Origin of the sequence: Micromonospora sp. NPDC050417 (assembly GCF_044458865.1) — a bacterium.
Lineage (GTDB): Bacteria > Actinomycetota > Actinomycetes > Mycobacteriales > Micromonosporaceae > Micromonospora_G.
On record NZ_JBITIH010000014.1, the window covers coordinates 172,275 to 184,777 of the forward strand.

The following is a 12,503-nucleotide window of genomic DNA, read 5'->3' on the forward strand; positions in this document are numbered from 1 at the left end:
CTTGAACTATCTTCCGGACACGATTTCGGGTTCGATGTTGGACCTTGATCTGCCGTTGCGGGCGGCCGAGGCGGAGTTGCTGCGTTACACGCTGGTCGCCCTCGGGATCGAGGGGGACCAGCCGGCGGGGCTGCCTCTGGTGCGGATCTCGGAGGACGCCACGCCGCCGACTGACCACCGGTTCTACCCGGCGCCTCCCGAGGTGCTGCTCTCAGCGGGGGAACGCATCCCGCCGAGTCTCGACCTGACCGGCGGAGATCCGGACGACCTCGTTGCCTTGCCGGCCGACCTGGCGCACCTGGACGACCTGGCCGACGACCTGACGGATTCCACAGACGACCGCGCGGTAGGGAATCTCTCACGACACGCCGGCACCGTGTCGGTCTGGCGGACCTGGAGATTCGGGCCCGAAGGCCCGTCGGGAACCGGCGAGCGGGTTTACCTCGCCGAGGTTGCCCCTGGCACGAGGGCCTGGAAGCTCGCCCACGAGGCGCAGCGTGAGCTGAAATGGAAGGGGGAGGAAGCGCCGCAGGTGGAGGTGTACTGGACCGGGGACGAGCTGACGCCGTACCACCGGGCGGCGTTGGCCGGCGCGGCACGCCTCTGGGCCAGGCCCGAGCCGGCGACCGGAACCTAGGCCCGGCGTACCGCTGAAGCGCTCGTACGAGCACCGAGACAAAGCCCGGCCGCGCGGCCGATCAGCGCGAAGAGCCCTCCGATGAGGAGAGCCACTGCGGCGTAAGCGGATCGCGCTCGGTGCGAAGGCCGTGACCGTCGCGGCGTAATTGCCTGCCACCTCGCCAGTTTCCGCAGACAGGGCGGCGAGCCGCACCCCGTGCTAGCTGCGCGGTGCGGCGGATGCCGTCTGGTGTCGATGCCGTACCCGGCGGATCAGGGCTCGCTGCTACATTAGCGGGCGGACCGACGGGGAGGTACGCATGGCGTTGCCGGTCGCCCGCAGCGAGGACGAAGCACAGCTCTACCTTGACCTGCACCCTTGTGAACGTTGCCAGGCTGCCGACACCGACTGGCAGACCGCGCTCAGCCAGGACGACGGGGCTCCCGTGCGGCGGTACCACGGCGTCTGCCGGCGGTGCCAGGCCGCTCGCGAATTCATCTTCCGGCTGCCGGAGCGTCCAACGCTGCCCGGTGACGACGACCTCGTCTTTCTCGGCGGCCCGGAGCCTTCGCAACTCTTCGACGCCGGCGAGTGGCGACTCATTTCCGACGCGGGCATCCGCGAGGGCGGGGCGCCACCGGACACCGGCTCCGTCACCGAACGCAGGCACGCCTTCGCGCTCGGCGTGGCCGCTCTGGCTGAGGTGCTGAAGTTCATTCCTGATGATGGCGACGAGGTGCCGGATTCCGCCTTCTGGACGCCGCACGGCCGTGCGGCGTACGAACAGAAACCCGCCCGGTTCACCCGCGAGTACCTGGAACGGTGGCTGGACGATTTCCAGGACGAGTTCGAAGCACGTTTCCGCGACTGAGCGGTGCGGAGGGAGACACGCATGCGCCGGCCCATCCGTACGGTGACGGTAACTGCGGCCTGTGTGGGGGTGCTGCTGGTCGGCGCAGGCGGGCCGGGAGCCGCGGTGCACGCCGCCGTTCGGTCCGCTGTCGACTGCGCCGACCCTGGGCAGCCGATCAACCCGGTGCCGTGGCCACAGCAGATGCTCGGTCCCGAACGTGCCTGGCCGTTCACTCAGGGAGGTGGCGTGACGGTCGCGGTGCTGGACTCCGGTGTGGATGCCCACCACCCGCAACTTGCCGGGCGGGTCGCCGACGGGTTCGACGCGGTTGCCGGAGGCGGCTCGGCCAACGATGACTGCCTGGGCACGGGTACCCAGGTCGCGGGCGTGATCGCCGCCGGCCAGGCGCCTGCGGTCGGGTTCGTCGGGCTGGCGCCCCGGGTGTGGATCCTGCCCATCCGGGTTCTCGACGAACGTGGTGCGAGCGGTGGGGTCGCCGCCCCCGACGTGCTCGCGCGGGGCATTGACGCAGCGCTGAGCTGGAACGCCGACGTGCTGGCGGTGTCAGCGGTCAGCTACACCGACGACACGAGGTTGCGGGACGCGGTGGCCCGAGCGGTGAGCCGGGGGGTCGTTGTCGTGGCCGCGGTCGGCGACCGGGGCGACGAGCAGGCCACGGGAATCATCCCCTACCCGGCGGCTTATCCCGGGGTGGTTGGCGTCGGCGCGATCGACGAGGCAGGTGAGCGCTGGCGCGGCTCGCAACAGGGCTCCTTCGTTGACCTTGTCGCGCCGGGTGGTGCCGTCCCGACGCTGCAACGTGGCGCTGGCATGACCGTCGTGAACGGGACGGGGGTGGCCTGTGCCTTCGCCGCTGGGGCGGTGGCGTTGGTACACGCCCGGCGCGGCGACCCTCAAGCGGACGAGATGGTGCGGCAGCTGCTGGCGACCGCAGTGCCGGCCGCGGGCGGCGACGCCTACGGTCACGGCATTGTGAACCCGTACGGAGCGGTGACCGATCGGGTAGCGGGCAATGGCCCGGAACCGTTGCCCGCTCTGGTCCGACCCCCGGCTGAGGCTTCCCCCGCCTGGGCGCGAAGTCGGGAGCTGGCAATCGCCGGCAGCGTCGTGGCGTTGCTGGTCGTGCTGACCGTGCTGGTGACGGCGGTGGCGATGCCACGCGGGCGGCGGCGGCTCTGGCGATCTGCGTCGGCAGCCGCACCGGCAAACCGGGTCGAGCCAGACGAGCCGGGTCCGCCGGTGTCGCTCTTCCCGGCGGGCTGACGCCAGCGCAGTGTGTCGCGCGCGGCCGGCTCGGCGCCACCGGCGCTGAGCCGTCAGGCTCCGCCGGTGGCGGCTGGTTGGAGCGCGGCGGCCGGATCGAGGGTCGGGCCGGTCGGAATCCGGCTCACCAGACTCGCTGGCACGTCCACCGCCTGGGCCGGTTGGTAACCGAGCATTGGCAGCACGGCCGCCTGCGGTACGGGGTACTTGATGCCCAGGTCGGTGATGACGTAGTAGGGTCCCGCCTGCGCGCTCGGCGAACCCAGCACGCGTACGGTGGTGACCCGGCCCGGAGGCACCAACACCAGGTCGGCAAGGGGGACACCATCGGCTGAGACGGCCGTGGTGGGCACCGCCGTTGCGAGTCCGAGCAGCCGGCCGCCCACCTGGACGGTCGGCGCGGCTGTGGCGTCGCGGGTGACGGCGCAGAGGGCGTCGGCGCCGGACGGCTGGGTCAGCGTCGGGGTTGCCGTGGGCGGCTGAACGTCACCGGCAGGAGCCTGGAGTTGGCCACTTCGGGGAGCCGCGTTGGCTTCGGAGATGCTGACCGGGATGGCCTCCACCGGTGACGCGGCGCGCAGGATGTCCCGCTGCAAAGCGGTGATCGGGGCCAGTCCGTCTCCGAAGACCAGGTGAAACTGTGTTCCCGAACCGGTTTCCGTGCTCAGGACGTCGCCGATTCGGCGACCCGGGACCGCCTGGGACTGGTTGCCCCGGTCGTTCACGTTGATGGGTTGGATGTCGCCACCGGCTGGCAGGGCGTTCAGCCACGCTGTGCCGACGGGGACCTGGTTGACCGCACCGAACAGCGCGGGCACCAGGGTGTCCGGTGCGTGCACCTGATGGCGGCGGCCGTGCCAGATCAGGAACTGGGAGCCCAGCCGGGCGTCGCGGACCAGAACCGCTTGATCGCTGAGCGACTGGCCGCCTTCAGGCACGGTAGCGATCGCCACCGCGACTCCGCTGATGCCCTGCCCGGCTTCGTCGGTGCCGGGTACGGCGCAGACGGTCCAGGGCAGGCCGACGTGACGCTTGACAGTCGGCAGCGAGTTGGGTGCACCGGGGATGCCGACGGTGCCGCCGCGCGGCGCCTCGCTCAGCGAGTTGGCCGCTACCCGGAACACCGGTGGATTGGCCCGCCCGGCGGCCAGCACGGCCGACGCGTAGTTCAGCGTCGGATGCAGGATGCCCCCGAAGTAGACGAAGCTGGCGCCGGTTTCCTTTTCGATCACCACCGCGCCGTCGGCTTGCCACCGGTCGGCGCCCACCTTGGTGAGTAGACCGTAGATGCCGAACCCGGCCGCCACCAGAACCGCGACCATCACGCCGCCGAAGAGCGCGCCGATGCCCCGTCGCAGCGGGGACTGCTGTGGGTCGGTCTCCCGCATGACAAAGGCGGAGATGACCCGCTGTGTCATGAACTGGTAGGAATGTAGTTGGTCCCGTCGGGTCGCCATCAGATCCTCACCCGCCGATCGACGCGAAGAGCCCCTGGATCGCGCCGAAGACACCCAGCACCGCACAGGCCAGCGGGATCAACGCCATGATGGCGAGGACGTCGAGGATGTCGGCGGCGCGGCCCACGTACGGTGACGGGCTCCGCCGGCTGTACACGAGCCCTGCGGCGAGCACGATGCCGGCCGCGGCGACGAACAGGATCAGCAACAGCAGCCGACCACCCTGCCCGGCTCCCAGCACATACCCGAACAGCAGTAGTGCCAGACCGATCGCCCCGCTGGTCAGCAGGGGAACCCGCTGTTGGGGCAGGGCGAACAGCCGGGCCCGGAGCAGCAACGCCGCGGCGGCGGCCAGTGAGAGCAGCTCACCGGCGAGCGTTCCGTCGACGCTGATCAGGAAGGCGATGGACAGCGCCCCGGTCACCGCGGCGGCGAGCAGCATGCCCGAGAGCAATTCCGTGGCACGCGCCACGGCCGCGAATACGTCGGACCGCCGGGGGACCGGTCGATCCTCCAGAATGTCCTCCGGTCGGTCCGGCAGTTCTGGAACCGGCAGCCGGCCGAGCGAACTCGCGATCAGCGGATAGCCGGGCAGCAGGCCGATGACCAGGGTCAGGGCCACCGCGGCGGCGCCGACCGGTGCGGCACCGACCAGGCAGAGCAGCGCCGCGACCACACCGGTGAGGCTGCAGGCGAGACCGGCCATGAAGAGCCGCTGTACGGCGGCGACGCCGGTGTAGCCGATGACGCTGAACACCAGCAGCAGCGCGGACCCGAGCAGCAGGCTGGACGCGCCCAGGCTGGTCAGCGGGGTCCCATCGGGTGCGGCGAGCAGGGCTCCACCGACGAAGGCGTACGGCAGGCCGGAAGCGGCCACCACTGCGCCCACCGAGGCGTCCGCGAACGCCCGGGAGAGCAGGATGCCGAGGACCGCCAGCACGGCGGCGAGGCCGAGGGCGGCGGCGGCGGGCAGCGGCCACGGCGGTCCGGCGGAGAGAAGTACGAACAGGCCGAGGACGAGGACGGCGGCGGTGACCGCCAGCGCGCACCGCCGGGTTGCCTCGTTCCCCCAGGAGCGCCCGGCGCGCCGGGCGCCGCCGGCGATCACTTCCACCACGTCGTCGTAGGCCAGCTCCGGCCAGTCGTCGCGGCGTGGCGCGAGGTGCAGCAGCTCGCCATCGCGAACGCCCTGCACGGAAAGGTTGCGGTTCGGCTCGAGCACCGCGCCGGTGGCGCGGCGCAGGACCCAACCGCCGTGCCGCTCGCCGACGTCACCGAGATCGTCGCCGGCATGCCGCAGCAGATGCGGCAGCAGTTCGGCGACAATCAGATTGTCGGGCAACGCGACGTCCATTCGCCGCTTCGGTGCTGCGACCGTAACCCTGGCCAGACTTAGGCTTCCGGGGACCGCCATGCTGGTAACCTCCCCGCCCCATGCGATGGCAGCGCTCAACCTAGCATGTCGGTTCCGGCCCGTTCGCATCTCGTGCGTCCAAGCCGGGGCGATCCAAGACGAAGCTCCACTGTCTATAGGATTGCCCCGCCGGGTCCGGTCGTACGGGGAGGTCGAACGATGACGTCGGTCATTGTCAAACGCCTGCCGCGCCGGGTCGCCCCGGCGCTGCCTTCGGGCGAGGTCGTGCTCGATCCGCCGCCGGAAGTTCCGCCGCCAGCGGGCAAGGCATGGACGCGCATGCTCACGATCCTGCCGATGGTCGCCGGTGGCGCGGCGATGGGGCTGATGATGGCCGGCCAGCGTGGCGGCGGCGGGCCGCTGACGTATGTGGCCGGCGGAATGTTCGGCATCTCCATCCTCGGAATGATGGGGATGATGATGATGAATCAGTCCGGGCCGGGTAAGAAGGAGATGATCGAAGCCCGCCGCCAGTACATGCGCCGGCTGGCCCAACTCCGGTCCCAACTACGCGCCACCATCCGCCAACAGCGCGAGGCGATCCACTATCGACACCCCGAACCGGCAGCCCTCTGGGCTACCGCGACCGGGGGTCGGCTCTGGGAGCGCCGCCGTGGCGACGCCGACTTCAGCGTCGTCCGTATCGGGCTCGGCTCACAGGAGGTCGCGACCCCGCTGATCCCGCCACAGACCCGTCCGGTCGACGAGTTGGAGCCACTCTGCGCCATGGCGTTGCGGAAGTTCGTCGCCACCTACGCGGTGGTGCCCGACCTCCCGGTGGCCATCGCGCTGCGCGACTTCTCCCACGTCTACCTGCGCGGACCGCAGACCCCCACCCGCGATCTCGCGCGTGCCCTGCTGGCCCAGGTATCCACCTTCCACGCCCCCGACGACCTGCTGATCGGGGTCTGTGTGTCCAACGAACGGCGGGCAGACTGGGAGTGGGCCAAGTGGTTGCCGCACGCGCAACACCCGGCGAAACTCGATGCTGTCGGGCCGATCCGGCTCTTCGCGCCGTCGGTGGCCGCACTGGAGGCGATGCTCGACGACGTGCTGGCCAACCGGCCACGGTTTGACCCGACCGTCGCGCAGGCCGTCGCGGGGCCGCATGTCGTGGCCATCATCGACGGCGGGTCGACAGCCGGGTCGGACCACCTGATGACCGATGGTGGCGTCGCCGGGGTCACGATCCTCGACTTGTCGAACCCGCCGCCTCGACTGCTCGACGACACCTCCGTCACGCTCGACCTCGCGGACGACGGCACGATTTCCGGCACCACCATGGACGGCACCACCGAGGTGGGCATCGCGGACACGTTGGCCCCGGCCGAGGCCGAGGTGCTGGCCCGTGAGCTGGCGCCACTGCGGCTCTCCGCCACCTCGTACGCGGATCAGTCGTCTCCGGTGACCATCGACCTCGGCCTCGCCGAGCTGCTCGAACTTGGCCCACCGCACGACCTCGACCTGGTTCGTGCCTGGGCCGGCCGGCCCAACCGGGACCGGCTGCGAGTGCCGATCGGGGTGGGCCAGGACGGGCGCCCGATCGAGCTTGATCTGAAGGAGTCCGCGCAGGACGGCATGGGGCCACACGGCCTGCTGGTCGGCGCAACCGGCTCCGGCAAGAGCGAACTGCTGCGCACGCTCGTGCTTGCCCTCGCCGTCACACACAGTTCCGAGATCCTCAACTTCGTTCTCGTCGACTTCAAGGGCGGTGCGACCTTCACCGCGCTGGACCGGCTTCCGCACACCAGCGCGGTGATCACCAACCTGGCCGACGAACTCTCCCTCGTCGACCGGATGCTCGGCGCCATGCAGGGTGAGCTGGTCCGCCGCCAGGAGCTGCTGCGGCAGGCCGGCAACTACGCGTCCCAGCGTGACTACGAACGAGCACGCGCCGCCGGCGTGCCGTTGGCGCCACTGCCGAGCCTGCTGGTCATCGTTGACGAGTTCAGCGAGCTGCTGACCGCGCGGCCCGACTTCATTGACATGTTCGTTCAGATCGGCCGGCTGGGCCGGTCGCTCGGGATCCACCTGCTGCTCGCCTCGCAGCGGTTGGAGGAGGGCCGACTGCGCGGGTTGGAGACCCACCTTTCGTACCGGGTCGGGTTGCGAACCTTCTCCTCGATGGACAGCCGGGCGGTGCTCGGCGTCTCGGACGCCTACGAGTTGCCCCGCGCGCCCGGTCACGGTTACCTGCGTACCGGCACCGAAGGGCTGATCCGGTTCAGGGCCGCGTACGTATCCGGCGTGGTTCGTCAGGACGGCTACCGGGCGACGGTGGGCGGTCGCCCGGTCGATCCGGTCCGAGACTTCACCACCTACTACGTCGCGGCGCCGCGCACGGACCAGCCGGCCGGGAATCCCGAACCCGAGGAGCTCGAAGAGACCGCGGTCGGCGACACCCTGCTCGACGTCCTGGTTCAGCGAATGGAGGGCCAGGGTCCGCCGGCGCACCAGGTCTGGCTGGAGCCGCTCGGCGCACCACCCACCCTCGGCCAGATGCTGGCGCCGATCGTGCATTCCCCGGAACGCGGCCTGACCGCCGAGTCGTTGGATCCGGAGCGGGCGATGCACGGTTTGGTCGGGATCGTCGACAAGCCGTTCGAGCAGCTCCGCGAGCCGATGTGGCTCGACATGTCCGGCAGTGCCGGCAACGTGATCGTGGTCGGTGGGCCGCAGACCGGAAAGACCACGTTCCTGCGTACGTTGATCGGCAGCCTGGTCCTGCGGCACACGCCGCGCGAGGTCCAGTTCTACTGCCTCGACTTCGGCGGCGGTGGCCTGACGGCGATGGCGGGGCTGCCTCACGTGGGTGGTGTGGCCAACCGGCGTGACGTCGACAAGGTCCGCCGGACCATCGCCGAGATGTACGGCCTCATGCAGGAGCGGGAGGCGGCGTTCGCCGCGCACGGCGTGGAGGGGATTGCCGCCTACCGGCGGGCCAAGCGGCAGGGACGGTTCACCGAGGACGCGTTCGGCGACATCTTCCTGGTTGTGGACGGTTGGGCGACGGTGCGTGCCGAGTTCGACGACCTTGAGCCCATGATCAACGAGCTGGCCAACCGAGGGTTGGGTTATGGGGTTCACATCCTCGCCGCCACGAACCGGTGGATGGATGTCCGGGCGGCGGTTCGGGACATGTTCGGGACCAAGATCGAGCTGAGGCTCGGCGAGCCGAGTGACTCGGTGATCAACCGGCGGGCGGCGGTGAACGTGCCGGAGCGCACGCCGGGACGTGGCCTCACGCCGGACGGCTTCCACTTCCTGGCCGGGCTGCCCCAACTGGACGCCGAGCCACGGGTGGACGACCTTGCCGACGCGGTCGCCGAGTTCGTCAAGACCACCCAGGCGCAGTGGACCGGCAAGCGGGCACCGGCGGTCCGACTGTTGCCCGCCGAACTCCCGTACGCGGCACTGCCCGCTCCACATGCCGGTCGGTTGCCGATCGGCATCGCCGAGGCCGACCTGCAGCCGGTTCATCTCGACTTCGACGCCGAGCCGCATGCGCTGCTCTTCGGCGACATCGAAAGTGGCAAGAGTTCGTTCCTGCGCAGCCTGGCCAAGATGATCACGACCGGGTACGAGCCGAGCGAGGCTCGGATAATCCTGGTCGACTACCGCCGGAGCCTTCTCGGCTGTGTCGACACCGCGCACCTGATCGGCTTCGGCACCGCCCAGCAGTCGACGACCGACCTCATCAAGCAGGTCACGACGGTGATGCGGGAACGGCTGCCCGGTCCGGATGTCACGCCAGAGCAGCTTCGCAACCGTAGCTGGTGGAAGGGCCCCGACCTGTTCCTGCTGGTCGACGACTACGACCTGGTGGCCAGCGGTACGGTCAACCCGTTGGCGCCGCTGCTGGAATTCCTGCCCCAGGCCCGGGACATCGGCCTGCACGTGGTGATCACCCGGCGGATCGGTGGCGCATCCCGAGCCATGTTCGATCCGTTGATCGGCAGGATCCGGGAACTGGCGTCACCGGGCCTGATGATGTCCGGACCGCGCGAGGAAGGGGCGCTGTTCGGCAACATGAAGCCTCAGTTCCTCCCGCCCGGCCGGGCTTGGCTCTTCACCCGCCGACACGGCGCCCGACTGGTCCAGCTCGCCTGGTCTCCGCCGGCACACTGACCAGACGGAGCCTGCCTCGCCCGCGCCGGGCGGGGCAGGCTGGATCAGCGTCGGGGGCCGCCGACGAACTGCCGCTCAACCTCCGTCTGTGCGTACCAGACGTAGCGCTCGGCGCCGTCCCCGACCAGCGCGAGCATGTCGTCGGCCATCACCTGGAGGAACTGGGTGCTCGGCTGGGGCAGTCGTAACGCCTCGGCGGCCAGCGTCGCCTCCACGCTCGACAGCCGTTGCAGGAGCACCAGCTCGCAGTCCTGGATCGCGGGGACGCCGGATTGGCTGAGCTGACGCAGCACGGTGAGCTGGGTCTGCCAAGGCCCCAACGGTGGCGGCGCGGAGCCACCGACAAAACCCAGGTCGTAGATGACCAGGACGGGCTGGTGCGCAGAACCGGTCAGCGCCAGAGGCTGCTCGGCGTTCAGCACGGCGACCCGGTCACCGTGCCCGGTCGCGCGTTCACCGAACCCGTGCCAGGCGTACGGGTCGGTGGTCACCACGGCGACCCGGGCACCGAGCGCGAGCGCCCGGAAGGTGAGGAGCTGCCCGGCCCACACTCCGCCAACCAGGGCGACCCGGGCGGGCTCGGGCCGGAACATGCGCACCGATACCGGCAGTTGCTGCCGGTCCGCGCCGAGGATCATTCCGGAGCCAGCGGACGTGATCCGAAGCTGAGTGAGTGCGGTCCGGGAGGCTGTGTGCGAGCCGATGCGCAGTCGCGTCAGCCAACCGGAAAGGCTCGGCCGTCGGCCGTGGTCCGGTGGTGTGTGGTCCTCTTCGGTGTCGGGTGGACCCGAGCGGCCGGTGTCGGGCACGGCGATCCCGTGCGCCGACAACTGGGCCGCCGAAGCCCTGCCAAGTGCCTCGGCGGTTCCCAGGGCCTGGGCGGTCGGCCGGGCCACGGTGCCGGCTCCGGGGAATGTGGCGGCCTGCGGTGGCGCCGGGGCCGGCGGTGCCGTCAGGTGAGGCGCCGGTGTCGCGCCCGCCGGGCTGGTCTGTACGGGAAGCCCTCCGTGGACCGGGGTCCACTGGCTCGGCGGTGGCGCGGGGATGGCCTCGCCCGGGCTCTGCGCGCCGTACTGCCCCACGGCCGTTCCCGGACCCGGTGTGGCCGTCGTCTGTCCTCCCGCCGGATTCGGAGGTGGGGGTGGCGCCCACTGCGCTGGTGCGGGGCTCGGGGGTGCCCACGTCTGCGGCGGCACTGGCTGCGCCGGCGGGGCGACTGCCGGCCACGCCCCCGACTGGCTCCCGGGGCGGCCGATGACCACGCCCCCGGCGACGGCCGCGACCTGCGAGAGTGGTGGGGGTGGCGGTAGTGGTTGGGCCGGCACCGCGTCGCCGGTCGGTGCCGCGCCGGTTGCCGGTTGCCGTCCGGGCGGCAGCACGACGGACGCCCGCCCGGTGGCTCGTGGTGGAGGTACGGGCTGCACCGCGGTCTCCCGCGCCTCGTCGTTTCCTGGCCCGGTCATCGGGCACCGCCTCCCGTCGGCGCCGACGCGTAGACCGCCGGGCCATGTTCGCCGTCAAGCCGCAACAGGTCGGCGCTCATCCGTTCCGCGCCGCGGACCAGCGACAGGCAGACCCGCTCCAGTTCTTCGGCCGGTGCGGCGACCCGTACCAGCGCTCGCAGGTCAACCGTCCGAGCAGCATCGTCCGCTGCCATGATCAGTGCCACGCTCGTCATGGCGGCCTCGGCGGTGGACACCTTCGTGAGCAACGAGGATGCCTCGGCCAGAGTCGGCCAGCCACGGATCCAGAACGACCGGTGGGCCAGCCGCGACGAGTGCCACTGCGCCCAGTCCTCGCGCGGCTGAACCGGGCTCGCGCTGTACCCCGGTTCCAGGTCACAGGAGTGGCTGAGCACGACGAGAAGTTCCTCGGCGTCGAGCAGTCGATGCGTCACGCCGACCCAGCGCAGCGATTTGGCGACCCGCCGCACCAGACTGGCCACCACAGCCGGCGCGACGTCAAGCTCGGCGCCGCCGGTCGCACCGGCCTCGGCCACCAGACGCGCGTCCAGACGGACGGCGATCCAACTCTGCTGGTCCGCCGGTATGGCGCCGAACCGCCCCAGAAGTTCCTGGTACGACTGGCGGGCCTTTGACGCGGGAGACAGGGCGACGCTGGGCGAGGGCACCGTCTGGGTCACCACCTGCAGCACCGCGCCGGGCTGTGCGGCGTCGGCGAGGGCCGCTACGAGCAGATCCAGTGGGAGTCCGCCAGCCTCGCCGCGTGCGGCCGGCTTGGGGGTGACCTGCGCGACCGCGTACCAACCGGCGTTGTCGCGGGCGACGCCGACCGGTGTGCCAGCCACCTCGACGTTCTCGACGGTCAGGTCCGGGGCCAGTACGCGCAGCGCGGCGAGGCGGGGGTTGTCGCCCGCCGGTACGCCCGCACCGGTGCGCTGCCGACGCCGGTACCGCCACGTCATGAGACGTTTCTCCAGCCACCAGCGACCCTGGTGCCGCCCCAGCGCGAGCAGGAGCACCGCCGCGCTCACCAGGCCACCCACGACGGCCGGCAGCACGCCGCCGTTGAACGCGACGAGGAGCGCGATCACCACCGTCTCGGCGATCAACAGCTGGGCGACGTGCACGGGCCCGAGTCGACCCGGCCGGCGACGGGGAAGGAGGATCGCTGGCTCGGGGCGTTCCGGTGCGCCCGGACCGGCCGATGTGCCGGCAGCCGACTGCGGGGACGTGGTTCGCGGTCGTGGCGGCTGCCGTCTGCGGTTGCCCGGCGACTGGGTCTGCG

Annotated in this window: 8 protein-coding genes; 4 read left to right on the plus strand and 4 right to left on the minus strand. The window is 71.0% G+C overall.

All coding sequences use genetic code 11. The annotated features are described in order from the left end of the window. Positions 1 to 34: 34 nt before the first annotated feature. The 3 genes from ACIBF5_RS19600 to ACIBF5_RS19610 all read left to right on the plus strand — a co-directional run bounded on the left by ACIBF5_RS19600 (position 35) and on the right by ACIBF5_RS19610 (position 2,756). On the plus strand, positions 35 to 637 hold the full coding sequence (locus ACIBF5_RS19600; RefSeq protein ID WP_396813496.1) for a hypothetical protein: 603 nt from the start codon (positions 35 to 37) through the stop codon (positions 635 to 637). Positions 638 to 938: 301 nt separating this feature from the next. Beyond that, a complete protein-coding gene (locus ACIBF5_RS19605; RefSeq protein WP_396813498.1) occupies positions 939 to 1,490 on the plus strand; it encodes a hypothetical protein in 552 nt (183 codons plus the stop codon). Between the two features lie 21 nt (positions 1,491 to 1,511). Then, positions 1,512 to 2,756: a S8 family serine peptidase gene (locus ACIBF5_RS19610; protein WP_396813501.1), complete on the plus strand. Its 1,245-nt coding sequence runs from the start codon at positions 1,512 to 1,514 to the stop codon at positions 2,754 to 2,756. Positions 2,757 to 2,809: 53 nt separating this feature from the next. On the opposite strand, the gene eccB is transcribed toward ACIBF5_RS19610, so the two are convergent. Both eccB and eccD read right to left on the minus strand, forming a co-directional pair. Next, the gene (eccB, locus tag ACIBF5_RS19615; RefSeq protein WP_396813503.1) at positions 2,810 to 4,213 is read right to left on the minus strand and encodes a type VII secretion protein EccB; all 1,404 of its coding nucleotides are present in this window, start codon (positions 4,211 to 4,213) and stop codon (positions 2,810 to 2,812) included. 7 nt (positions 4,214 to 4,220) lie between these two features. Then, positions 4,221 to 5,627: a type VII secretion integral membrane protein EccD gene (gene eccD / locus ACIBF5_RS19620; protein ID WP_396813505.1), complete on the minus strand. Its 1,407-nt coding sequence runs from the start codon at positions 5,625 to 5,627 to the stop codon at positions 4,221 to 4,223. Between the two features lie 159 nt (positions 5,628 to 5,786). Here eccD and eccCa point away from each other — a divergent pair, with 159 nt between their 5' ends. Further along, a complete protein-coding gene (eccCa, locus tag ACIBF5_RS19625) occupies positions 5,787 to 9,755 on the plus strand; it encodes a type VII secretion protein EccCa (RefSeq protein WP_396813507.1) in 3,969 nt (1,322 codons plus the stop codon). A 44-nt stretch (positions 9,756 to 9,799) separates the two neighbouring features. Here the strand turns inward: eccCa and ACIBF5_RS19630 are convergent, their stop codons facing one another. Both ACIBF5_RS19630 and ACIBF5_RS19635 read right to left on the minus strand, forming a co-directional pair. Next, complete coding sequence (locus tag ACIBF5_RS19630; RefSeq protein ID WP_396813509.1) at positions 9,800 to 11,218, minus strand: hypothetical protein; 1,419 nt, start codon at positions 11,216 to 11,218, stop codon at positions 9,800 to 9,802. Further along, positions 11,215 to 12,345: a type VII secretion protein EccE gene (locus tag ACIBF5_RS19635; RefSeq protein ID WP_396813511.1), complete on the minus strand. Its 1,131-nt coding sequence runs from the start codon at positions 12,343 to 12,345 to the stop codon at positions 11,215 to 11,217. Before ACIBF5_RS19635 ends, ACIBF5_RS19630 begins: the two co-directional genes overlap by 4 nt. Positions 12,346 to 12,503 lie beyond the last annotated feature (158 nt).